At 45.7% G+C, this 24611-nt stretch carries 16 protein-coding genes; 14 read left to right on the top strand and 2 right to left on the bottom strand.

The genetic code is table 11. The annotated features are described in order from the left end of the window. Positions 1-9: 9 nt before the first annotated feature. Both R7E29_RS15105 and erpA read right to left on the bottom strand, forming a co-directional pair. A complete protein-coding gene (locus R7E29_RS15105) occupies positions 10-1125 on the bottom strand; it encodes an efflux RND transporter periplasmic adaptor subunit (protein ID WP_005380030.1) in 1116 nt (371 codons plus the stop codon). 105 nt (positions 1126-1230) lie between these two features. Next, positions 1231-1572 (bottom strand): iron-sulfur cluster insertion protein ErpA, encoded by a 342-nt coding sequence (erpA, locus tag R7E29_RS15100; protein ID WP_005380031.1) that lies wholly within the window; start codon positions 1570-1572, stop codon positions 1231-1233. 246 nt (positions 1573-1818) lie between these two features. Here erpA and hemL point away from each other — a divergent pair, with 246 nt between their 5' ends. From hemL to R7E29_RS15030, 14 genes are all read left to right on the top strand, one after another. After that, on the top strand, positions 1819-3114 hold the full coding sequence (hemL, locus tag R7E29_RS15095; RefSeq protein ID WP_054576317.1) for a glutamate-1-semialdehyde 2,1-aminomutase: 1296 nt from the start codon (positions 1819-1821) through the stop codon (positions 3112-3114). A 345-nt stretch (positions 3115-3459) separates the two neighbouring features. Then, positions 3460-4545, top strand: a complete 1086-nt coding sequence (locus tag R7E29_RS15090; RefSeq protein WP_031779035.1) for an AI-2E family transporter — start codon at positions 3460-3462, stop codon at positions 4543-4545. Positions 4546-4621: 76 nt separating this feature from the next. Next, positions 4622-5647: a 16S rRNA (guanine(1207)-N(2))-methyltransferase RsmC gene (gene rsmC / locus R7E29_RS15085; RefSeq protein WP_033905578.1), complete on the top strand. Its 1026-nt coding sequence runs from the start codon at positions 4622-4624 to the stop codon at positions 5645-5647. 226 nt (positions 5648-5873) lie between these two features. After that, complete coding sequence (locus tag R7E29_RS15080) at positions 5874-9260, top strand: response regulator (RefSeq protein ID WP_005380036.1); 3387 nt, start codon at positions 5874-5876, stop codon at positions 9258-9260. A 780-nt stretch (positions 9261-10040) separates the two neighbouring features. Then, positions 10041-11723 (top strand): ABC transporter substrate-binding protein, encoded by a 1683-nt coding sequence (locus R7E29_RS15075; RefSeq protein WP_005380037.1) that lies wholly within the window; start codon positions 10041-10043, stop codon positions 11721-11723. A gap of 170 nt (positions 11724-11893) precedes the next feature. Next, positions 11894-12880: an ABC transporter permease gene (locus R7E29_RS15070; RefSeq protein ID WP_005380038.1), complete on the top strand. Its 987-nt coding sequence runs from the start codon at positions 11894-11896 to the stop codon at positions 12878-12880. 2 nt (positions 12881-12882) lie between these two features. After that, positions 12883-13908, top strand: a complete 1026-nt coding sequence (locus tag R7E29_RS15065; protein ID WP_025768199.1) for an ABC transporter permease — start codon at positions 12883-12885, stop codon at positions 13906-13908. Between the two features lie 2 nt (positions 13909-13910). Continuing rightward, a complete protein-coding gene (locus R7E29_RS15060; RefSeq protein ID WP_005380040.1) occupies positions 13911-14894 on the top strand; it encodes an ABC transporter ATP-binding protein in 984 nt (327 codons plus the stop codon). Positions 14895-14941: 47 nt separating this feature from the next. Further along, entirely contained in the window at positions 14942-15937 is a 996-nt protein-coding gene (locus R7E29_RS15055) for an ABC transporter ATP-binding protein (RefSeq protein ID WP_005380041.1), read from the top strand. A 63-nt stretch (positions 15938-16000) separates the two neighbouring features. Continuing rightward, positions 16001-17740: a glycoside hydrolase family 9 protein gene (locus tag R7E29_RS15050; protein WP_054576319.1), complete on the top strand. Its 1740-nt coding sequence runs from the start codon at positions 16001-16003 to the stop codon at positions 17738-17740. A 2-nt stretch (positions 17741-17742) separates the two neighbouring features. After that, positions 17743-18633, top strand: a complete 891-nt coding sequence (locus tag R7E29_RS15045; RefSeq protein WP_054576320.1) for an N-acetylglucosamine kinase — start codon at positions 17743-17745, stop codon at positions 18631-18633. Positions 18634-18641: 8 nt separating this feature from the next. Beyond that, the gene (locus R7E29_RS15040) at positions 18642-20561 is read left to right on the top strand and encodes a beta-N-acetylhexosaminidase (protein ID WP_005380048.1); all 1920 of its coding nucleotides are present in this window, start codon (positions 18642-18644) and stop codon (positions 20559-20561) included. A gap of 84 nt (positions 20562-20645) precedes the next feature. Continuing rightward, positions 20646-23054: a GH36-type glycosyl hydrolase domain-containing protein gene (locus tag R7E29_RS15035; protein ID WP_054576321.1), complete on the top strand. Its 2409-nt coding sequence runs from the start codon at positions 20646-20648 to the stop codon at positions 23052-23054. 106 nt (positions 23055-23160) lie between these two features. Beyond that, the gene (locus R7E29_RS15030; RefSeq protein ID WP_054576322.1) at positions 23161-24573 is read left to right on the top strand and encodes a phosphoglucomutase/phosphomannomutase family protein; all 1413 of its coding nucleotides are present in this window, start codon (positions 23161-23163) and stop codon (positions 24571-24573) included. Positions 24574-24611 lie beyond the last annotated feature (38 nt).

Below are 24611 nucleotides of genomic sequence, written 5' to 3'. Positions count from 1 at the left end.
AGGTGCTCCTTACTGCTCATTAGCCGCTTCAATAACTACGTCATCAACTTTATTGGCCAGTACTTGATCACCATCTCGCACAAAACCTTGTCCCAGCACGATAATGTCTACACGCTCTCCTAACCCAGAGAGCCACACACCATCATCCTCGGCCTTAACGAGTTGAATTGGAACAAACTCAACATGCTCATTACGCAGTGTCTTGACACCTAAGTTACCTTCTTCATCTAGTGCTAACATGGCAGCCGTAATCTTTACTGCCAACACTTCACTCAAAGGCAGCTGTACTTCTGCGCTCATACCAGCAGGAATTCTTGCGTCTTGATTATCAATTTCGATTTCAATTGGAAACGTATTAGTAGAAGCAGAAGAAACACGTCCAATGTAGCGCACACGACCTTGATGATGCTGTTGGTTAATGGTTCTTACGTCGGCTTCTAGGCCTTCCTTAAGATATTGTATATGCCGTTCACTGACATCGGCTTCAATCACTAAAGTATCCAAATCAATGACCGTCGCAATAGGATCGCCAATCCCGACAAAATCACCTAACTCAACAAAGTGATGATCTACGATGCCATCAAATGGCGCTTTAACCTCAGTATTTCTTAAAGCCGTTTGCACGTTACTCAAATTCGCACGTGCATCTACCAACGCTGCTTGCGCTGTCGCAAATGCAACCTCACCTTGCAGTCCGCGACTTTTTAGCGATTTAGCTGCATTAAACTCTTTCTCTTTAACCAACAGCATCGCCTGGGCCCGTTTAAGTTGAATGCCAAGGTCGCGCTTATCGATGTTTGCGATCACTTGTCCCTGTTTGACCGCTTGGCCTTTCTTTATGTTAAGACTGACTATTTTACCGGCAACTTCGGCGCCAAGACGCGCTTGACGATTGGGCGCTGTTCGTCCATACAATTCAATGGTTTTACTGGTAGGTTCGGCAAGAAAAGTATCAAACATCACCTTTGCAAGTGGTGTTGTGTTCGTGGATGTTGAAGAGTTAGGATGATCATCTTGTGCTTTGAGTTGGCCGATGGTTAGCCATGCAACAAGAAGTAAGACGAGGATAAGAGATACTAGCCAAGGGCGCTCGACAATTCGGCGCCCAAAAGAAAGTCCAGACATATAAAGTCCTTTTTATTATTTCTCTGCATATCTGCGAGCGTGCGCTTTACGTGACATCCTTCTACATAAAGCACAGGCAGCCATTAGCTGCCTGTTAGGTGTTAATTACACACTGAACGATGCACCACAACCACATGTTGTCGTTGCATTTGGATTATTTACGAAGAAGCGCGCTCCTTCCAACCCTTCTGTGTAGTCAACAATACCGCCAACGAGATATTGCAGACTCATAGGGTCTACAACCAGTGTTACACCACTGTTTACGATTGTCGTATCGCCTTCGTTTACATTTTCATCAAAAGTAAAGCCGTATTGGAAGCCGCTGCAGCCGCCGCCAGTAATGTATACGCGCAGTTTCAATGCTGGGTTTTCTTCTTCAGCAATCAATGCTTTAACGCGAGATGCTGCTGCGTCAGAAAAAGATAATGGTACGTTTACTTCGCTCACGAAGACCTCTCTCACTCGTGTAATGCGTCAAGCCTGAAGCAAGACGTCAAATTTGTGCTAATTGAGACGATTATCCAATACCTGACAAACTCGTTCAAGTATTCGCCGCCGATTCTTTATAACAGATGCGGATATATAAGATTACACTGCGAAACAACACATAAATTAAGCAAAACGTTTCTAACTTGATTATAGCTAGGTACAATGCGCTCCACTTGGTCCGAGCAATCAAAAGAGGATAACCCCATGACCAAATCATCAGAGCTGTATCAAAAAGCTCAGCAAACCATCCCTGGCGGTGTCAATTCACCAGTTCGTGCATTCAACGGCGTTGGCGGCTCTCCGCTATTTATCGAACGAGCAGACGGTCCACTGATTTTTGATGCCGATGGTAAAGCGTATATTGATTACGTTGGCTCTTGGGGTCCAATGATTCTTGGTCACAACCACGCGGTTATCCGCGAAGCAGTAATTGATGCAGCGCAACGCGGTCTTAGCTTCGGTGCGCCAACAGAACTTGAAATCGCGATGGCAGAATTAGTTTCTGAGCTTGTTCCATCAATGGAGCAAATCCGCATGGTAAGTTCTGGTACTGAAGCTACGATGAGCGCGATTCGCCTTGCACGTGGCTTCACCGGTCGCGACAAGATCATGAAATTTGAAGGTTGTTACCACGGCCACGCTGACAGCTTGCTAGTAAAAGCAGGTTCTGGTGCACTAACTCTAGGTCAGCCAAGCTCTCCTGGCGTTCCTGCAGATTTTGCTAAGCACACGCTAACAGCAACATTCAACGACCTAGATTCTGTACGCGAGCTATTTGCTGCTAACAAAGGCGAAATTGCTTGTATCATCGTTGAGCCAGTAGCAGGCAACATGAACTGTATTCCACCAGTGGAAGGCTTCCACGAAGGGCTACGTGAAATCTGTGATCAAGAAGGCGCGCTACTAATTTTTGATGAAGTAATGACAGGCTTCCGTGTTGCTCTAGGCGGCGCGCAAGCACACTACAACATCAAACCCGACCTAACGACACTGGGTAAAGTGATTGGTGGCGGTATGCCAGTAGGTGCTTTCGGTGGCCGTAAAGAAGTGATGCAATACGTTGCACCTACAGGCCCAGTTTACCAAGCTGGTACCCTTTCCGGTAACCCTGTCGCAATGGCAGCAGGCTACGCATGTTTGAACCTTCTAAAAGAAGAAGGCAACGAAAAGCGCCTAGCTTCTAAAACGAAACAACTTGCTGAAGGTTTTAAGTCTCTAGCAGAAAAACACGGTATTCCGCTAGTTGTTAACCAAGTGGGCGGTATGTTCGGCTTCTTCTTCACTGACCAAGAAAAAGTAACTTGCTACGAAGACGTAACGAAGTGCGATATAGAACGCTTCAAGCGTTTCTTCCACTTAATGCTAAAACACGGTGTCTACCTTGCGCCATCTGCGTTTGAAGCGAGCTTTACTTCACTCGCTCATGGTTCAAAAGAGATTGATGCCACACTAGAAGCTGCTGACCGCTGTTTTGCTGTTCTTGCAGAAGAAGCGAAATAATCGCTAAAAACGGCGATAACGCATTTAGAAAAGGACCGTAACGGTCCTTTTTTATTGCCAATTCAAAATAACCAATATCGCTAATACCCCAACGACAATGCCAAACCACGGTATTCGCTTAGCTTTTTTCTCGGTTTGACACTTTTTATCACCGTTGCAACAACCCATAGCTCATCTCTTGATTGATAACCGACTGATTTGTAGTCATTATAGCAAGGTACATCGCCCTGCTCTAATTCGGCATTGTCATAAGCTTGAAAGAGTTAAGAGTGCAAAGTAATAAAGGTTACACGCCATCATTGAAGGCATAAACCGTAAACGTCACCTGTAAGTTGGACTAATACCATGCCAAATAATGTAAAAATAACGTCGAGTCACCGAGTACTAATGGTTGCTTTACTCGCCGCTGCTTTTGCTTGCTACTTATTGGTTGAGCCATATATCAATTCCATTGTGATGGCTTTTATCATTTCTTTGCTCATGTTTCCGATACACGAATGGTTTGAGCAGAAAATTCCCAAGCACCCCAATATGGCGGCACTGCTGTCATGTGTCGTCTTGACGTTTATTATTGTTATCCCGCTTTTATTTGTGTTTGCCGCCATTGTTCAGCAAGGCTCTGTTTTCTCACAAAATACATATAATTGGGTTACCAATGGTGGTATCCAAGATATATTCCAACATCCTTTCGTTATCAAAGGCTTAGCGATTGTTAATGAGTACTTACCTTTTGATAAAATCGAGCCCAAAGCCATCGCTGAGAAAATTGGGCAATTTGCCACATCGTTTGGCTCTAACTTAGTCGCTATCAGCGCAAAGATTTTAGGAGACGCAACCAACTTCCTAATGAACTTCTTCCTAATGCTGTTTGTGCTGTTTTTTCTGCTTCGTGACCACGACAAAATTATCTCTGCGATTCGTCATATCCTGCCACTCTCACGTAGCCAAGAAGACCGCATATTGACAGAGATAGAGCAAGTTTCTAAATCAGCCGTAATGGGCTCATTCATGACAGCGATTGCTCAAGGTTTGGCTGGCGGTATCGGTATGTGGCTCGCCGGTTTCCCTGGGTTATTTTGGGGAACAATGATGGGCTTTGCATCATTCATTCCAGTGGTAGGAACCGCGCTAATCTGGATTCCTGCAGCAGCGTACTTGTTCTTAACAGGCGATATGACTTGGGCTATCTTCTTGACGGTGTGGAGTGTAGTTATCGTTGGCTCTATAGATAACCTATTACGTCCGTTGCTAATGCAAGGCAGCGCCGGCATGAATACCCTTATGATTTTCTTCTCATTACTGGGTGGTCTGCATCTGTTTGGTTTGATTGGTCTTATCTACGGCCCACTTATTTTTGCCGTGACCATGGTACTGTTTAATATCTACGAGGAAGAATTCAAAGACTTCCTTAACCAACAAGACAACAGCTAGTCACCGCTTAATCACTTCAAGCTTGGGGCGGATTGTGCGAAAATCTGCCCCAAATTATTTCTGATGAACCAAATTTATGTCTGCTTATATCGCTCCTAGCCAAATAGCTCAGCGCCAACTTGAATACTTCAACGGAAAACACGTTTTAGTCGCTGGTGAAGTTGAAGACCTATTTCCTCTTGAGTTAGTGGCTCATTGTGAGTCTGTTGAAGTGTTTACTTCCAACTATAGCTACTACCGCCAAATTCAAACCTCTGACAAAGTGAAAAGTCATTTTGGCTCTGTGTTTGATGTTGAAACAAAAGCAGACATGGTCCTTTTATACTGGCCAAAAGCAAAAGCCGAAGCAGAATACTTGCTGGCGATGTTGATGGCGAAACTGGGCATTAACACCGAAATCGTCATCGTTGGTGAAAACCGCTCCGGCATCAAGAGCATCGAGAAGATGTTCCAAGAATACGGCCCTGTGAACAAGTACGACTCTGCTCGTCGCTGCTCATTTTACTGGGGTAATTGCCTCAATGAACCAAAACCTTTCAACCAAGCAGATTGGTTTAAGTCTTACACTGTTACACTCGGTGAGCAGTCGCTAGCGGTTAAGAGCCTACCTGGCGTATTCAGCCATGGCGAGTTCGACTTAGGTAGCCGATTGCTGCTTGAAGCCTTACCTAAGCTGTCGGGCAAAGTGCTCGACTTTGGTTGTGGTGCAGGTGTACTCGGTGCGTTTATGGCGAAAGCGAATCCAGAGATCGCGATTGAGATGTGTGACATTAATGCTTATGCGATCACTTCTAGCCAAGCCACATTAGAAGCGAATGGTTTATCCGGACGCGTATTTGCATCAGATATATACTCGGATACCGCAAAAGACTACCGCTTTATCGTCAGCAACCCGCCATTCCACAGTGGTCTAGACACAAATTACAACGCAGCGGAAACCTTGTTGGGTCAGGCACCACAATATTTAACCAAAGACGGCGAAATGGTGATTGTCGCGAATAGTTTCTTAAAATACCCACCAATTATCGAGCGGGCGTTTAATAATTGCGAGACGCTAAATAAGACCAATAAATTTTCTATCTACTACGCGAAAAAATCATAACTTCCCCCCGCGCGGGCACAAACCTGCGCGATTTTTTCTCATAAATTCAACACTCATAAGAAAAACTGCGTCACCCTGCACGCTTTACAACTAACTTTCTTGTCAAAGAAAAAAAACTCGTTAATTTTGTTAATTCTATCTAGTTGAACATCTTATCCGTTTTTAACGAGAACCTCGGCAGCGAAGTATGTTTTAGAACTGCCCATTATGAGTTGTAATCTTATCCATGTTTAAATTCTACAAAAAACAGAAATTTAAGCGCCTTCAGAGTACACTGATGACCGCATTTCTGGTGCTCAGTATCACACCTCTTACCATTACTGCGATCTTTTTCTTGCAGTCCCACAGTAAAGATCTGCAAGAACAAAGCACCTCGCACTTACTGTCTGTTCGAGATACAAAACAGCAGCAAATCATCGACTACTTTGAGGCACGAGAAACCGAAGTCATGGGCTTTGTGCGCTCAGAGTTGGCTTACGCCAGTGGTGGCCGATTCTACGGTCTCGTCAATGCTTTTAGTCGTTTAGGCAATGATATTGAAGAGTCTCGTAAAAACGCCCAACAGCGCTACATCGAGGGCAGCGGAGACCAAATCAAAACCTCAACGTTACCCGAGTCATCCAACTATGTAGGAAGTGAACGTTACCGGCTTTTACATAAACGCTATCATTGGGCCTACTTAGAGCTCCTCAAGCGCTCTGATTTTAATGACATTTTGCTGGTCGACATCAATGGTAACGTCACCTACTCGATCAACAAAGACGATAACTACGGAACGAACTTGTTATCAGGCCCCTACAAAGACTCGGCACTTGGCAAAACTTTCAAGCGTCTCGCCGATGATGTGACTGAACGTCGAAAAGTAAACGAAGACTACACTCCTGTGATTGTGTCTGACTTCGAGCTGGAAGGGGGGAAATCAGTCGCTTGGCTAGGTGCACCAATTGTTCAGCAAGGTTATCTACACAGCTATGCCATGTTCCGCTTGCCAAATAATGGCATCACTAAGTTAGCCGCAGACGCCAACCGAGAGTCATCAATTAACACCTTGCTGGTTGGAAATGATCACCAACCTCGCACAATTAACACGAAACAAGACGATATTAAGAACAGTTTAGAAGTGATCGATAAAGCACTCTCTGGTGCATTTGGTGTCGGCACTTACACAAACGGTTTAGGTGAAGAGATCATCGCGGCTTATGCACCGATTGAAACTCGTGGTGTGATTTGGGCGCTCGTCGTACAGTTACCAGAAAACGAAGCTTTCGCTCGTATCCATCAACTCGAAAAACTATTCGTTATCGCTATGTTGATCGCCATTATCCTTGTGGTGATCGCTTCTCACTATTTATCAAACTTTATCACTTCTCCGTTGCTGAAATTGACTTGGGTTGCCGAAAAGGTCTCTGCAGGTGATCTTGATGACACGTCTTTTAATACTGTTCGTAAAGATGAAATTGGTCGGCTTGCGTTAAGCTTTGAACGAATGCAACGCTCTATTCGAGAGAAGATTCAAACCATTAAGAAGCAAAATGAAGAACTAGAAAGCAACATACAGATCATTCAAAAACAGAATGAAGAACTGCAATTGGCCGATAAATTAAAAGATGAATTCTTAGCCACGACTTCTCATGAACTTCGTACACCGTTACACGGCATGGTCGGGATTGCTGAAACCTTAGCGTCCGGCGCCAATGGCGCGATCCCCGCTAGCCAGAAATATCAGCTTGATATCATCATTAAAAGTGGTCAGCGTCTCGCTAATCTAGTCGATGACTTGTTGGATTATCATAAAATGCGTTATGGAAGCATGGATATCCAGAAATCAGCAGTGAGTTTGGGCAGTGCAACACGATTGGTTTTAGAGCTTTCTAGCCATTTACTTGGAAGTAAAACCATCCGCATCATCAACCAAGTCCCAGCGGATTTAAAAGCAGTGTCAGCTGACCCGCAACGCCTTGAACAAGTGCTATATAACCTGATTGGCAATGCGATTAAATACACCTCAGAAGGTAAAATTGTTATCTCCGCTAATGTGGTAGATGATCATGTACGCGTACAAGTCGTGGATACTGGACAAGGAATTCCCGCAGAACAACTTGAGCATATTTTTGAACCACTTATCCAAGCAGGGCAAGACGCGAGCCGTTATCGTCAAGGTGCAGGGCTTGGGCTCTCCATTAGCCGGCAATTGATCGAATTAATGGGAGGCTCGTTATACGTCAGTAGCCAACCAATGGTCGGAACTACCTTCAGTTTCACTTTACCGCTCGCCAGTGAAGAAGAAATCCAAGCAACCCAGACTCTAGCTGCGCACGGGCACTTCCAAATTCCTGAAGTTAATGTAGAGAACAGCGAAGACTTATCACTTCCAGAGAACCCAGACGGCCCGTTACTGTATGTTGCTGACGATGAACCAGTAAACTTACGCGTGCTTGAAAGCTTTTTACGTTTAGAGGGCTATCGTGTGCGTACCGTCTCCGATGGGCCAGAAACGTTAGCGCTCGTCGAGCAAGAGAAGCCGGAACTTCTGTTATTGGATATCATGATGCCAGGCATGAGCGGCTACCAAGTTTGTAGTGAACTACGTGAAACCTATGATCATGCCGAGTTGCCAATCATTATGCTCACCGCACTCAGTCAAACAGAAGATCGTGTAAGAGGTTTTGAAGCAGGAGCCAACGACTATTTATCGAAACCATTTAATAAACAAGAGTTGGCGGCACGTATCCAAGCGCATTTAACGGCAAGTAAAGCAGAAATGCGCCATATGGAAAACAAAGTGCTAGAGTCTGAACTTAGACAGCGAGCAGTCGTTGAAGCAAGCTTACTTGAGACTCAAGGTCGTCTGTTGGAACAGCTAGAATCGGCTCCTGAAGCTATCATCTGTCTACGTGAAGACAAGCGTATTCGCTTTGCTAACGAAGCTGCTTGTAAGCTATTCAAGCGCAGCTTAGAACAGCTAAAGCGCTCATCTGCTGATGAGCTGATTGCCCCTAAATATCTAACCGTCAAACAACCTCATTACTGTGGCAAGATTGATATCTATATTGAAGATATTCGTCAGAACATCGAAGCAGACATTCTTAAGCTCCCTGAAGGTTCAGGGTTAGATATCATGTACATCTTTAATGTCGGCGGTGGAGCCAGTGCCGCTCGCATACATAATCTAGAAACCGCCGTAGAAGTGCTTTCAAGTTATGCATTTGATGGTGACAAAGACCAATTACAAAAGCTAAAAGAGCTTGGCGGAGAATTTACGCGCCTTGCAGACAAAGCGCTCGGTAATAAAAAAGACAAGCAAGAACTTATGCGAGAAGTTCTAGTAGACGCAATGACACATGCTTTAGAGTATTGGGAATCTGTAACGGGTGAAAGTAAGTTCGCATTTGCAGAGCAAAGTGGCTTGTGGCGCGTTTATCTAGACCGTAGTACTTTGCAAACACGCACTTTAGATAAATACATGCGTATAGAAACATTACCCAAAACACCACGTTGGAGAACGGTGCTAAGCTCGATAGAGTTCATTCTCGAACACTGCAAAGAACAGAGCCCCGAGAGAGCATACATAGAAGCACAACGAGATAAACTACAGCGACTATTGACCAGCTAATATTTATCAAAAAACTAGCCCAGCGTGCATGCTGGGCTTTTTTGTTATTCGAGTATTCCCTTCCTAGAGATAAAAGAGACCGCCTCTTCCTACCCCGTTAACATATTTCCAATAACGAACATTTGGTTAGACAACGCTATCTATTGTTGGTCTTCAAAACGTACGACCTTATCCATTTAACTTGTCTTAACTAGGTAAGTTCGAGCAACCGAAAAACTTCATTCATACAATAAAAAAAGGACAACAAACGGAAGAAAACTGTCGATAAAAAAGGCCATTTTTCAGATAACAAGCGGATTTTGACGAACTATTGATAGAGATTGCGAACTTAATCACAACAGAACGGCAGATTAATTTTTAGCTGATTAATTAACACCATTTCTGCATGTGAGCGAGATCTCCGAACCTAGAAACCAAGCAAGAAACGTATATTTAAAAAGGACCAACAGATTAGTAATCACCAACATTCATTATTAACAAGGATATAAACTGCGACGCATATCAACGTTTATTTTTTGGCCCAATGCTGGTTAAAATTAGCCAAAATAACGTTTATAACGGAGAGCTCAGAGATTTTAACGTTTTTAACGGGAATCAAGTTTGATTATTTTATGGATAAGGTGTTTTCTTACTCCTGCCTAAGGCCTACAGGCCACTCTTGGCGAAACTCAATGTTGTAATGAGTAAGGCATGTACAAGAGGTAGGTCTTAGAGAGTGTTTATCAATTGATGACATTCAATTCCATTTAGTGAAATGAAAGCAAATAGTAAGGAACAGCTATGCTTGCCAATATTAAAAAAACAGCACTAGCAACAGCAATTATTGCAACGGCTACTACAGGTTTTGCATCGGTAGCTACTGCGGCTGAACGCAGTGAACTGACTATCCACCCTAAAGAGTTTACAACTTTCGTTCGTAACTTTAACCCTTTCTTGGGTGCAACTAACCTGCACACAACAACCGACTTTATTTACGAGCCGCTCGTTGTTTTTAACGAAATGCACGGTAACACGCCTGTATTTCGTCTAGCAGAAAACTTTACCATGGCTGATGACCTGATGAGCGTAACCTTCGATATCCGTAAGGGCGTAAAATGGTCTGATGGCAAAGCGTTTACCGCTGATGATGTTGTTTACTCTTTCAACCTAGTTAAAGAGAAGCCAGAGCTAGACCAATCTGGTATCAACTCTTGGGTGACTGGCGTAGAAAAAGTTAACGACTACCAAGTTAAATTCCGTCTAAGCGAAGCAAACTCAAACGTTCCTTACGAAATTGCGAAAGTACCCGTCGTACCTAAGCACGTATGGAGCAAAGTAAAAGATCCAGCAACATTCACAAACGAAAATCCAGTAGGCAGTGGTCCATTTACCGAAATCGACACTTTCACACCGCAGCTATATATCCAGTGTGAGAACCCGAATTATTGGGATGCTGACAACCTAGATGTAGATTGTCTGCGTGTGCCACAAATCGCGAACAACGACCAATTCTTGGGCAAAATCGTTAACGGCGAAATGGACTGGACGTCTTCATTCGTACCAGACATCGACCGTACGTACGCTGCAGCAAGTCCGAATCACCACTACTGGTACCCACCAGCGGGTACTCAAGCATTTGTAGTGAACTTCAAAAACCCAGACGCTGCGAAAAACGAAGCACTAACTAACGTTGACTTCCGTCGTGCGTTCTCTATGGCGCTAGACCGTCAAACTATCATTGATATCGCTTTCTACGGCGGCGGTACAGTGAACGACTTCGCATCTGGCCTTGGCTACGCATTCGAAGCTTGGTCTGATGAAGAGACGCACAACAAGTACAAGGGCTACAACACATACAACGCGGAAGGTGCGAAAAAGCTTCTAGCTAAAGCTGGCTTCAAAGATGTAAACAAAGATGGCTTTGTGGATACACCATCTGGCAAGTCTTTCGAGCTCCTAATTCAATCACCAAACGGTTGGACTGACTTCAACAACACAGTACAACTAGCCGTTGAGCAACTAGCAGAAGTGGGCATTAAAGCTCGTGCTCGTACACCAGACTTCTCGGTATACAACCAAGCAATGCTAGAAGGTACTTACGACGTTGCTTACACCAACTACTTCCACGGTGCAGATCCACACTTGTACTGGGATAGTGGCTACAACTCGAAGCTACAAGCTGGTGACGGCATGCCTCGCTTTGCAATGCACTTCTACAAGAACGATAAGCTAGACGGTCTTCTTAACAGCTTCTACAAGACAGCAGATAAGCAAGAACAGCTAGAGATCGCTCATGGCATTCAGAAGATCATTGCTCAGGACCAAGTAACTATTCCTGTGCTATCTGGCGCGTACATGTACCAATACAACACAACTCGCTTCACTGGTTGGTGGAACGAAGAAAACCCTAAGGGCCGTCCAAACATTTGGGCAGGTATCCCAGAGCGTCTACTTCACGTACTGGACCTAAAACCAGTTAAATAAGTAGAAGTTCATTTCAAGCGGCATACATCCCGTGTGCCGCCTATAAAAATCCCTTGTTAACGAAACCAATATGTGGCGCTCGTCGTCAGGGGATTTTTCGCTCTAAATTTCGCTAGGAGCGACCTGAAACCAGAAACAGGGAAAAAATCTGGGTGAGTAAGGTGTGAGTTATGGGTTATTTTTTAAGACGTTTGTCGTTCTATCTTGTCGCGCTCTTAGTTGCAGCGACGTTAAACTTTATTATTCCGCGAGCAATGCCTGGTGACCCAGTTACCATGATGTTTGCTAATGCTTCAGTACAGGTGACTCCAGAACGAATCGCAGCAATGAAAGAACTGCTCGGTTTCGTTGATGGGCCAATTTACATTCAGTACTTCTCGTACATTAAAAACATTCTAAGTTGGGAATTGGGCACCTCAATCCAGTTCTACCCACTTTCAGTTAATTCTTTACTAGGTAGTGCATTTGGCTGGTCACTATTTCTAGCTGGTACTGCGGTTGTACTTTCTTTCTCCATCGCTTCTGTCCTTGGTATTTTTGCCGCCTGGAAGCGCGGTAGTAAGTACGATGCATTCGTAACGCCTGGTACATTGATCATTCAAGCTATTCCACAAATGGTTATCGCAATGTTAGCGCTGTTTACCTTTGCGATTGGCCTGAAATGGTTCCCATCTGGCTATGCTTACACGCCAGGTACTATTCCTGATTGGACAAGCTGGGAGTTCATCAAGAACGTGGGTTACCACGCTGTATTACCTCTATTCTGTGCAACCATCGTTCAAATTGGTGGCTTCCTAGTTAACATGCGTAACAACATGATCAACCTTCTCGCCGAAGACTATATCACGATGGCTAAAGGTAAAGGGCTGAGTGAAAACCGCGTCGTCTTTAATTACGCCGCACGTAACGCACTACTTCCAAGTGTTACCGCACTGTCTATGTCTTTAGGTATGGCCATTGGAGGTCAATTAATCATCGAGATGATTTTCAACTACCCAGGCCTAGGTACTGTTCTATTGAACGCAATTCACGCTCGTGACTACCAAGTACTTCAAGGTCAGTTAATTATCATGACGATGTTCATGCTGTGCTTCAACTTAATGGCTGACATGCTGTACATGATTCTAGACCCTCGCCTACGTACGGGAGGCAAATAATCATGAAAGAACTATTCAAACTTATTTTAGGTAACGCATTCGCTCGCATTGGTCTTGGCATTGTTACGCTGTTCGTGTTCGTTGCGATTGCCGCTCCTTTACTTACAAAGCATGCGCCAGACAAGCGAACCGGTAACCCGCACGAATACCCAAGCTTTGTTGTAAAACAGGCACAAAACAATCCTGATGGTTGGGTCGCTAAAAACCTAGCAGACGATCGTCGTACGCTGATTATGTCTAAAAAGGCCGACCACGTATTAGGTACTAGCCGAATGGGTCGCGATATCTGGTCGCAAGTGGCTTACGGTGCACGAGTATCACTGGGTGTAGGCTTTGGCGCTGGCATCATCGTGTGCTTCTTAGCAACAGTCATTGGTATATCGGCAGGTTACTTCGGCGGCAAAGTGGATGACGTATTGAGTGCCGCGATGAACATCATGTTAGTAATCCCGCAGTATCCATTGCTATTCGTGTTGGCGGCCTTTATCGGTGAAGCAGGCCCACTCACCATTGCCTTGATTATCGCTGGTACTTCTTGGGCATGGGGTGCACGTGTTGTCCGCTCTCAAACTATGGCACTACGCGAGAAAGAGTTCGTTAAAGCTGCCGAAGTATTGGGAGAGTCTTCATTCCGCATCATCTTCGTTGAGATTTTACCAAACCTTATCCCAATTGTCGGTGCGAGCTTCATTGGCTCAGTAATGCTGGCGATCAACACTGAAGCGGTCATTTCGTTCCTAGGTTTGGGTGATGCCAACACGATCAGTTGGGGCATCATGCTTTACAACGTGCAAACCTCATCAGCCATGCTGATTGGCGCATGGTGGGAAGTACTAGCACCTTGTATTGCCCTAACACTACTGGTTACTGGTCTTGCTCTGTTGAACTTTGCCGTTGACGAAATTGCGAACCCTCAACTTCGTTCTCACAAAGGCATGAAACGCTGGAAAAAACTAGCAGCAAAAGACAAGAAAGAGCGTGAGCCTGAACTGGCACCACAAAATGCACTATGGAGCGGAGATAAATAATCATGACTGCACCACTAATTTCCATCCGTAACCTATGCGTAGACTACATCACAGACGCGGGCGATGTCCGCGCCTGTAACAACGTGAGCTTCGACATTGCACCAGGTGAAGTATTCGGTCTGGCTGGTGAATCTGGCTGTGGCAAATCCACTGTTGCCTTCTCACTAATGCGCCTTCATAAGCCACCAGCGTTTATCACAGGTGGTGAGGTTATCTTCAACGGTGAAGATATCCTTCAGTACAGCGATGATCGCATGCAAGCGTTTCGCTGGAGTGAAATGTCGATGGTATTCCAGAGTGCGATGAACGCTTTGAACCCTGTTCTAACCATGGAAGAGCAGTTCTGTGACGTCATCATGCGTCATACCAATATGACTCGCGCTCAAGCAAAAACACGCGCTGAAGGTCTGCTGGAAATCGTTGATATCCACCCTAGCCGATTGAGTGATTACCCGCACCAGTTCTCTGGTGGTATGCGTCAACGTCTAGTAATCGCAATCGCTTTGGCTCTGAACCCAAAAATGATCATCATGGACGAACCGACTACCGCATTGGATGTAGTGGTTCAACGTGAAATTCTACAAAAAATTTACGCGCTTAAAGAAGAGTTTGGTTTCTCAATTCTGTTCATCACACATGACTTGTCATTGATGGTCGAGTTCTCGGATCGTATCGGCATCATGTACTCAGGTGAGTTGATTGAAGTCGCGCCTTCTAAGCAAATTCTGGAAAGTCCTTACCACCCTTACACCAAAGGTTTGGGTAGCTCTTTCCCTCCACTAACTGGACCAAAGACCAAATTGACTGGCATTCCAGGTAACCCGTTGAACTTGCTAGAAGTACCACGGGGCTGCCGCTTCCAAGCTCGTTGCGATCGCGTACATGAAGCATGTACACGTGTACCAACCCAATTACGTCAAATTGAACCAGGTCGCCTCTCAAATTGCCATTTGTACGGCGACACCATTGCTCAAGCTAAGGTTTAACAACAAAAAAACGCTAGCTAAGAACAAAAATTACACTGGAGAGAATTATGAGCAAACAATTCGGCGAACTGCTGATTGAGGGTAAAAATGTCGTTAAGGACTTCCCTTTAAACAGTAACTCAATCAAACAATCTAAGATGCGCGCAATCAACGACGTCTCTTTCAAAATGTACAAGAGCCGCGGCTTGTCAGTGGTAGGTGAATCTGGTTCAGGTAAGTCTACTACTGCCAAAATGATTGCAAAAATGTACGCACCAACCGATGGCATCATTGAATACAAAGGTCGTGATATCCAAGACATCACCTCTCGTCACGATTTAATGACCTACCGTGAAGGTGTACAAATGGTGTGGCAAGACCCGTTTGGCTCGCTAAACCCAACGCACAATATCTTCCACCATATTGCGCGCCCGCTGCTGATTCATAAGAAAGTAGCACCGGGCAACAAGAAAGAACTGGAAGAGCGTGTGTACGACCTACTTGAACAAGTTGGTCTTATTCCACCAAAAGAAACGGCGCAAAAGTTCCCGCACCAGCTATCTGGCGGTCAGCGTCAGCGTGTCAACCTGGCTCGTAACATCGCGGTTGGAGCTGAAGTAGTCTTGGCGGATGAGCCAACATCCATGCTCGATGTATCGATCCGCGCTGGCGTTTTGAACTTGATGGAAGAGATGAAGTTCGAGAAACAAATGTCTCTGCTCTACATCACTCACGACATCGCAACAGCGCGTTACATTGCTGAAGATCTCGCGGTCATGTACGTAGGTCACATGGTTGAATGGGGCGATACTGAAGAAATCATTCACGACCCTCAACACCCATATACGCAACTGTTGGTATCTGCGGTTCCAGATCCATCGAAGTCTATTCACGAGAAACTGAAAGGCAACAAAGGGGAAATCCCACTTTGGACACCAGAATCTGTCGGCTGTCCATTTGCTGGACGTTGTGTACACGCTACCGACAAATGTCGCGAACGACTACCGGGCGTCACTCAACTGTCCGACAACCACTTTGTCCGCTGTTACTTATTTGAAGATTAATCATAACGAGGGTCAGGTTCAGCCTGGCCCATTCCTGTTTTTATCGTTTCCTGGAGACATTGAATGCTGCTACTGACTAACCACATTGGTTATGAACGTCTGGGCCCAAAGAAAGCCATTATCCAGACCGAACAACCACACTTGTCTTCTTACACTGCTCAATTGATTTGTGCCACTAGCGAGCAAACCGTGGCAACTTTTGCGGTTGAAGAACAAGGTAAAGTGGCGAACTGGCATCAGGGCTATTTCTACCTCATCGACTTTTCCTCTTTCACAACATCAGGTGACTATTTCTTGCAAGTAGAAGATACGCGCTCTTCCTCTTTCATCGTTGGCGAACACATTCTGTTGGATCAAACTTTGTCAGATGTGATCCACTACTTCAAATCGCAACGTTGCGGCGGGATCTTCGATCAACAAGATCGACAACTTCCAGTACTAAACTCCAATAAAAAGGTTGATGTACACGGCGGCTGGTACGACGCATCAGGAGACGTTAGCAAGTATTTAAGTCACCTTTCATACGCGAATTATTTGAATCCTCAACAAACCCCAATGGTGGTTTGGAACATCCTAAAAGGGGTTTCGTTGCTTGAAGGAAGCAAAGACATTGCAGCTTTCACACGTACACGTCTGATTGAAGAAGCCCTGTTCGGTGCAGACTTTCTTGTGCGTATGCAAAACGAAAAAGGCTTTTTCTACATGACGGTCTTTGACAAGTGGAGCAAAGATACTGCGCAACGCGAGATTTGCGCGTACGAAACTCAACTTGGTCACAAATTTGACGACTATCAAGCAGGCTTTCGACAAGGTGGCGGTGTCGCCATTGCAGCGCTAGCGGCAGCGTCGCGTTTAAGTGTTCACGGTGAATACGATCAACAAAAATACCGCAACGCTGCCGAAAATGGTTACTGGCACTTAAAAGAGCACAATACGCAGTACCTCAATGATGGGGAAGAAAACATTATCGACGAATACTGTGCGCTACTGGCTTGTGTAGAACTGTTTAAAGCAACCAAAGAAACTCGCTACTTGGAAGAGAGCCGTTTGTGGGCGCAACGTTTAGTTGCACGCCAAATGAGCGACGAACAGATTCAACACTTTTGGTCAGCAAACCAAGACGGCAGCCGTCCATATTTTCACGCAGCCGAAGCTGGTCTACCAGTTATTGCCCTATGCGAATATCTATCAATTGAAGACGACTCAGCACGAGCGGAATCGGTAAAACGTATCGTCAACCTAGCGTGTGAGTTTGAGATCACAATATCGAATAAAGTGATCAACCCATTCGGTTACCCTCGCCAATATGTCAAAGGCGTAAATGAGTCAAAACGCGAGGCATTTTTTGTCGCACACAACAATGAATCTGGCTATTGGTGGCAAGGCGAGAATGCTCGACTGGGCTCACTCGCGACCATGGCGTACCTTGCTCAACCGCATATAGCGTCGCAAGAAGTACAGCAACAACTTTCTGTGTTTGCTCAAGATGCATTGAACTGGATTGTAGGCTTAAACCCATACGACATGTGCATGCTAGATGGCCATGGTCGTAACAACCCTGATTACCTCCCTCAATATGGTTTCTTCAACGCAAAAGGTGGCGTGTGTAACGGAATCACTGGCGGCTTTGAAGACGAGGAAGACATTGCATTTAACCCACCAGCACAAAAAGAAGACGTGTTACAAAACTGGCGCTGGGGCGAACAATGGATCCCGCATGGCGCTTGGTACTTACTCGCGATAATGAGTCAAGCTCAGCATGTTTCTCAGTTGGCGACCTCTAAAAATATGAAGGAAGAATAATCATGGGAATGTATTTTGTCGGTATCGATGGTGGCGGCACGTCATGTCGAGCCAGGATTAAAGATTCACAAGGTAATTTTCTTGGCGAGGCCAAAAGCGGCAGTGCCAACATCATGCTAGGTGCTGAAATAGCAATGGCTTCGATTCTTGAATCCATCACTTCGGCTACCGAGCAAGGCGGTCTGACACAACAAGATTTCGCGTCGATGCACGTCGGCTTAGCCCTTGCTGGCGCAGAGCACAAAGCATCTTGGCAAGCCTTCATGTCTCTTCCTCATCCATTTGCCAGTATAACTCTGAATACCGATGCTTACGGTGCGTGCGTTGGTGCGCACAATGGCGAAGATGGCGCAATCATGATTGCGGGAACCGGTTCTTGTGGCATCTACCTTAAAGGATTGGAGCAACACGTTGTCGGTGGTCGTGAGTTCCCTATTTCGGATCAAGGTGGCGGCGCAGTGATGGGGCTACGCCTAGTTCAGCAAGTTTTGTTAGCTGAAGATGGCATCAGAGAAAAAACGCCCCTAGCACAACATGTTATGACGCATTTCAAAAATGAGGTCGACAACGTGGTGGCGTGGTCAAAACAGGCGCTTCCTCGTGATTATGGGCAGTTTTCTCCGGCTATTTTCCAACATGCGGAACAAGGCGATGCACTGGCCATTGAAATGCTGAAGCAAACCGCAGCGGATATAGAAATGTTTCTCGTGGCATTAAACAAGCGCGGCGCAACACGTATTTGTCTAATGGGCAGCATAGCTGAACGCATTGTACGTTGGCTTTCACCACCAGTTCAGCAATGGATTGTTGAGCCACAGTTTGACGCGATTGAAGGCGCAATTATGTTTGCTGGCAAACCAGAACATAACCTTTACTCGCTCAGTGCGGCGTAGGAGTAGATATGGAATATCGTGTTGATCTCGTAGTCCTTTCTGAGCAGAAACAAAACTGCCGCTTTGGCCTCACCTTTCATAACTTGAGCGACCAAGACCTAAACAGCTGGAGCTTAACTTTCGCTTTCGATCGTTACATTCTTCCAGACAGCGTTTCAAATGGTCAACTGACTCAAATTGGTAGTTTTTGCACACTTAAGCCAGAAGGGGTGGTACTGGCTGCCAACCATCACTATTACTGTGAATTCAGTATTGGTTCGAACCCATTCCGTTATTACTCGGATGGCTTTAACGAAGCGATGATCAACTTTGTCGTTGATGGAAACCCACAGCGCGCACAAGTGGATGTCACGCCTATCGTATTAGCTTCACCATACCGTGAACGCAGTGAGATTCCGGCAAGTTTAACCCATGCACAGCCCTTGCTGCCAAAACCAAACCATATTGAGGTCAGCGATCACTATTTTAGCTTTGATCATCATGCTGGCGTCGCGGTTTATTCAAGCCTGGCCAATTCAGCTAAAGAATGGCTACTTGATGAGCTTAAGCGCATTCACCAATTTGAGTTCGCATCAGACAATGGCAGTCAGATCATCTTCAAAGGCAACCCAACCTTGGATGAAGGCGCTTACAAACTGAAAGTAGCCGAAGAGTCAATCAAAATTGAAGCAGGATCTTCGTCTGGTTTTACCCATGCTTGTGCAACGTTATTACAACTAATCAAAGTTGGCGATCAACCTAACTCAATGGAAGTAGTTTGCTGTTCAATCAAGGACAGGCCACGTTTTCGTTACCGCGGTATGATGCTCGATTGTGCTCGTCATTTTCACTCCGTTAAGCAAGTCAAACGCTTGATCAACCAACTGGCTCATTACAAGTTCAATACGTTCCATTGGCATCTTACCGACGATGAGGGTTGGCGAATTGAAATCAAATCACTGCCTCAACTGACCGATATTGGTGCTTGGCGCGGATTGGATGAGATCAATGAACCACAGTACACGCACTTTGATGAACGTTACGGCGGCTTCTACACACAAGAAGACATCAAAGACGTTATCGAATTTGCATCGCAACGCGGCATCACCATCATTCCTGAAATTGATGTACCTGGTCATTGCCGAGCCGCCATCAAGTCGTTACCACACCTATTGGTAGAAGCGGAAGATACCACCGAATACCGCAGTATTCAGCATTACAACGACAACGTCATTAACCCTGCTCTGCCGGGGAGTTATGAATTTATCGACAAAGTGCTAGAAGAAGTCTCTGCGCTTTTTCCTGCGCCTTACGTTCATATTGGTGCCGACGAAGTACCTAACGGCGTATGGTCAAAAAGCCCAGCATGCCAAGCACTAATGGAACAACTGGGTTACAGCGACTACAAAGATTTGCAAGGACACTTCTTACGTTATGCCGAAGACAAACTTCGTAAATTGGGCAAACGCATGCTGGGCTGGGAAGAAGCTCAACACGGCGACAAAGTCAGTAAAGATACGGTGATCTACTCATGGCTAAGCGAAGAAGCGGCCTTGAACTGTGCTCGCCAAGGCTTTGATGTGGTGCTGCAACCAGCACAAACCACTTACCTAGATATGACCCAAGACTACGCACCTGAAGAACCGGGCGTGGACTGGGCAAACCCACTGCCACTAGAAAAAGCTTACAACTACGAGCCGCTCGCTGAAGTGCCTGCCGACGACCCAATACGTAAGCGCATTTGGGGCATTCAAACAGCATTATGGTGCGAAATTATCAATAACCAACCTCGCATGGACTACATGATCTTCCCTCGTTTAACTGCAATGGCAGAAGCATGTTGGACAGACAAACAACACCGAGATTGGACCGACTATTTATCACGCTTGAAAGGCCATCTACCTCTGCTTGATTTGCAGGGAGTGAATTACCGTAAACCGTGGAAGTAATACAAAACTGATGTCGAAACATCACGCTTGAAGAGTTTTTAAATTTTGGCTGCTGATGCAGCTTCGTAAAAAGGAAAGACACAAATGAAATACGGCTATTTCGATAACGAGAATCGCGAATACGTCATCACTCGCCCTGACGTACCAGCACCATGGACCAACTACCTAGGTACTGAGAAGTTCTGTACGGTTATCTCGCACAACGCGGGTGGCTACTCGTTCTACAACTCTCCAGAATACAACCGTGTTACTAAGTTCCGTCCAAATGCGACATTCGATCGCCCAGGACACTACGTTTACCTACGTGATGATGAGACGGGAGATTACTGGTCAATCTCTTGGCAACCAGTTGCCAAAAGCCTAGACGAAGCGAACTACGAAGTTCGTCATGGTTTGTCGTACTCTAAATTCAAGTGTGAATACAGCGGCATTAGCGCAACCAAAACGCTCTTTGTACCAAAAGGCGAAGATGCAGAAATTTGGGATGTGGTCATCAAGAACACCTCTGACAAACCGCGTACGATCAGTGCATTCTCATTTGTTGAGTTCTCGTTCAGCCACATTCAATCAGATAACCAAAACCACCAGATGTCTCTCTACTCTGCTGGTACGTCATACAACGAAGGCGTGATTGAATACGACCTGTACTACAACACTAACGATTTCGAAGGCTTCTACTACCTAGCGTCAACGTTTGATCCAGATTCATACGACGGTCAACGTGATAGCTTCCTAGGTCTATACCGCGACGAAGCAAACCCACTAGCAGTAGAACAAGGTAAGTGTTTTAACACCGCACAAACGTGTTACAACCACTGTGGCTCTCTGCATAAGCAATTTACTATCCAACCAGGAGAAGAAGTTCGCTTTGCTTACATTCTAGGTATCGGTAAAGGCAACGGTGAGCGTCTACGTGCTAAGTACCAAGACCTTGCAGAAGTCGACAATGCATTTGCTGGCATCAAAGCACACTGGGATGAGCGTTGTGGCAAGTTCCAAGTGAAATCGCCAAACGAAGGCCTAGACACCATGATCAATGCTTGGACGCTATACCAAGCAGAAACATGTGTGGTTTGGTCTCGCTTTGCTTCGTTCATCGAAGTGGGTGGTCGTACTGGTCTTGGTTACCGCGATACGGCGCAAGACGCAATTTCCGTTCCTCACGCGAACCCGAAAATGACTCGTAAGCGCATCGTTGATCTACTGCGTGGTCAAGTAAAAGCGGGTTACGGCCTACACCTATTCGATCCTGATTGGTTCGATCCTGAAAAAGCAGATGTTAAACCATCTAAGTCTCCAACGGTTGTTCCTACTCCGTCCGATGAAGATAAGATCCACGGTATTGAAGACACTTGCTCTGATGATCACCTATGGCTAGTACCAACCATCTGTAAATACGTGATGGAAACCGGTGAGCACAGCTTCTTCGACGAAGTGATTCCTTACGCGGATGGCGGTGATGCAACCGTGTATGACCACATGAAAGCTGCGCTAGACTTCTCAGCTGAATACGTGGGTCAAACGGGCATCTGTAAAGGTCTACGTGCCGACTGGAACGACTGTCTAAACCTAGGTGGCGGCGAGTCTTCAATGGTGTCTTTCCTACACTTCTGGGCGCTACAAGAGTTCATCGACCTTGCAAAATACCTAGGCAAAGAAGCTGACGTTGAGAAATACACCGAGATGGCAGCAAACGTGCGTGAAGCGTGTGAAACACACCTTTGGGACGAAGAAGGCGGCTGGTATATCCGTGGTCTAACGAAAAACGGCGACAAGATTGGTACAGCGCAACAAAAAGAAGGTCGTGTGCACCTTGAGTCAAACTCTCTTGCGGTGCTGTCTGGTGCGGTATCTCAAGAGCGCGGTGAAAAGGCAATGGACGCAGTCGACGAGAATCTATTCTCTGAATACGGCCTACATCTGAACTCACCATCATTCGCAACACCAAATGATGATATCGGCTTTGTAACGCGTGTTTACCAAGGCGTAAAAGAAAACGGTGCGATCTTCTCACATCCAAACCCATGGGCTTGGGTTGCTGAAGCAAAATTGGGGCGCGGTGACCGTGCGATGAAGTTCTACGATGCACTCAACCCATACAACCAAAACGACATCATCGAAAAACGTATCGCAGAACCGTACTCCTACGTGCAGTTCATTATGGGTCGAGACCACCAAGATCACGGTCGTGCAAACCACCCATGGCTAACTGGCACATCTGGTTGGGCTTACTTCGCAGTGACCAACTTTATCCTTGGTGTGCGCACAGGTTTTGATGGTCTCACTATCGATCCATGTATTCCAACTAACTGGCCTGGATTTGAAGTCACTCGTCAGTGGCTAGGCGCGACTTACAACATCAAAGTTGTTAACCCTGATTCAGTCAGCAAAGGCGTGAAATCTATCACTCTGAACGGCGAAGCTATCACTGGCGCATCAGTACCAGTTCAAGCGGAAGGCTCCGTGAACGAAGTGATCGTAACACTAGGTTAATCGCTTAAAAATGCCCCAATGCACTTTTGCTCTTTAGCTTGTGCATTGGGTTCGCTAGCAAAATTTTAAGGCGCGGTGTATTGCCGCCCTTATTGAGGTTCGAATCATGATCAAATTTGGTACAGGCGGTTGGCGTGCATTTATTGGTGAGGAGTTCACCAAAGATAACGTACGCTTGGTTGCCCAAGCAGTTGCAAACATCACGAATAACGAATCGGTTGCTGATCGCGGTTTTGTGATTGGCTATGACCGTCGTTTTCTTTCCGATAAAGCAGGTCGTTGGTTCGCTGAAGTTCTGGCAGCAAACGGCATTATGGTTAGCTTTATCGACAAATTTGTCCCAACACCTATCGTAATGTTTAAAGCGAAAGAAATGGGCTGCGCATACTCGGCATGTATTACCGCATCACACAACCCTGCCGATTACAACGGCATTAAAGTCTTCGTTGAAGGCGGTCGTGACGCAGATGAAATCATCACGGAAAAGATCGAGTCACAAATCGCTACGCTCACAACACAAGATGTAAAAAGCGTCGATTTTGAACAAGCGGTTGAAGATAAGCTGATTGAAATCATCAATCCAATGAACGAATTCGTTGACTCAATCATCGACTTTATCGACATCGGAGCGATCAAGAAGGCGAATTTACGTGTTTTGATCGACCCAATGTTTGGTGTCGCGAAAAACGCACTGCAAACCGTATTAATCAACGGCCGCTGTGACGTTGATGTGATTAACGATGGCAAAAACCCAGACTTCGGTGGGTTAATGCCTTCGCCAAGCGCTGCAACACTCTACCGTTTGATGCACCTAGTGAAAGAGCAAGGTTACGATATCGGCATCGGTACTGATGGCGATGCGGACCGTCTTGGTATTATCGACGAAAAAGGTAACTTCATTCATCCAAATGAAGTGCTACTGCTGCTTTACTACTACCTACTTGAATACAAAGGCTGGAAAGGCTCCGTGGTACGTAACATCGCAACCACCCACCTTCTCGATAAAGTCGCCGAAGATCATGGCGAGAAATGCTTTGAGGTTCCTGTAGGCTTTAAGCACATCAGCTCCCAAATGGAAGCGGATGACTCACTGATTGGCGGGGAAAGCTCTGGTGGCCTAACCATTCGCGGCCACATCAAAGGTAAAGACGGCGTATTCGCATCAAGCCTATTGGTAGAAATGATTTCAGTAACCGGCAAGAAGCTGTCTGAGTTGCTGGATGAAATCTACGGCAAGTACGGCTATGCCTACATGGCAGAAGGCGATTGCAAGTTCAAACCAGCGCAAAAAGGCGTACTGTTCAACAAGATTTATGTTGAAAAGCAGTTGCCTGAGTTTGAGTTTGAAATCGAAAAAGTCAGCTATGAAGATGGTGCGAAAGTCTACTTCAAAAACGGCGGTTGGATCATCGCTCGCTTCTCTGGCACTGAGCCACTGCTACGAATTTTTGCAGAGATGCAAGATAAGGACACTGCGGAACGTGTTCTTCAACAGTTTAAAGACTTCTTGTCTTTATAACTGAACCTTGTGCCCGCTTCGAGCACTATGATGAGAGT

It is taken from the genome of Vibrio sp. Vb1729, assembly GCF_033338655.1.
Classification (GTDB): Bacteria; Pseudomonadota; Gammaproteobacteria; order Enterobacterales; family Vibrionaceae; genus Vibrio; species Vibrio alginolyticus.
This window is presented reverse-complemented; position numbering and strand designations above follow the sequence as displayed.

What these genes read in the sequence shown, in the direction of transcription:
- R7E29_RS15045 (WP_054576320.1), top strand. Translation starts at nt 17,743, where the DNA reads ATGGGAATGTATTTTGTCGGTATCGATGGTGGCGGCACGTCATGTCGA.
- rsmC (WP_033905578.1), top strand. Translation starts at nt 4,622, where the DNA reads ATGTCTGCTTATATCGCTCCTAGCCAAATAGCTCAGCGCCAACTTGAA.
- R7E29_RS15090 (WP_031779035.1), top strand. Translation starts at nt 3,460, where the DNA reads ATGCCAAATAATGTAAAAATAACGTCGAGTCACCGAGTACTAATGGTT.
- R7E29_RS15050 (WP_054576319.1), top strand. Translation starts at nt 16,001, where the DNA reads ATGCTGCTACTGACTAACCACATTGGTTATGAACGTCTGGGCCCAAAG.
- R7E29_RS15065 (WP_025768199.1), top strand. Translation starts at nt 12,883, where the DNA reads ATGAAAGAACTATTCAAACTTATTTTAGGTAACGCATTCGCTCGCATT.
- R7E29_RS15080 (WP_005380036.1), top strand. Translation starts at nt 5,874, where the DNA reads ATGTTTAAATTCTACAAAAAACAGAAATTTAAGCGCCTTCAGAGTACA.
- R7E29_RS15030 (WP_054576322.1), top strand. Translation starts at nt 23,161, where the DNA reads ATGATCAAATTTGGTACAGGCGGTTGGCGTGCATTTATTGGTGAGGAG.
- R7E29_RS15035 (WP_054576321.1), top strand. Translation starts at nt 20,646, where the DNA reads ATGAAATACGGCTATTTCGATAACGAGAATCGCGAATACGTCATCACT.
- R7E29_RS15040 (WP_005380048.1), top strand. Translation starts at nt 18,642, where the DNA reads ATGGAATATCGTGTTGATCTCGTAGTCCTTTCTGAGCAGAAACAAAAC.
- R7E29_RS15055 (WP_005380041.1), top strand. Translation starts at nt 14,942, where the DNA reads ATGAGCAAACAATTCGGCGAACTGCTGATTGAGGGTAAAAATGTCGTT.
- hemL (WP_054576317.1), top strand. Translation starts at nt 1,819, where the DNA reads ATGACCAAATCATCAGAGCTGTATCAAAAAGCTCAGCAAACCATCCCT.
- R7E29_RS15070 (WP_005380038.1), top strand. Translation starts at nt 11,894, where the DNA reads ATGGGTTATTTTTTAAGACGTTTGTCGTTCTATCTTGTCGCGCTCTTA.
- R7E29_RS15105 (WP_005380030.1), bottom strand. Translation starts at nt 1,125, where the DNA reads ATGTCTGGACTTTCTTTTGGGCGCCGAATTGTCGAGCGCCCTTGGCTA.
- R7E29_RS15075 (WP_005380037.1), top strand. Translation starts at nt 10,041, where the DNA reads ATGCTTGCCAATATTAAAAAAACAGCACTAGCAACAGCAATTATTGCA.
- R7E29_RS15060 (WP_005380040.1), top strand. Translation starts at nt 13,911, where the DNA reads ATGACTGCACCACTAATTTCCATCCGTAACCTATGCGTAGACTACATC.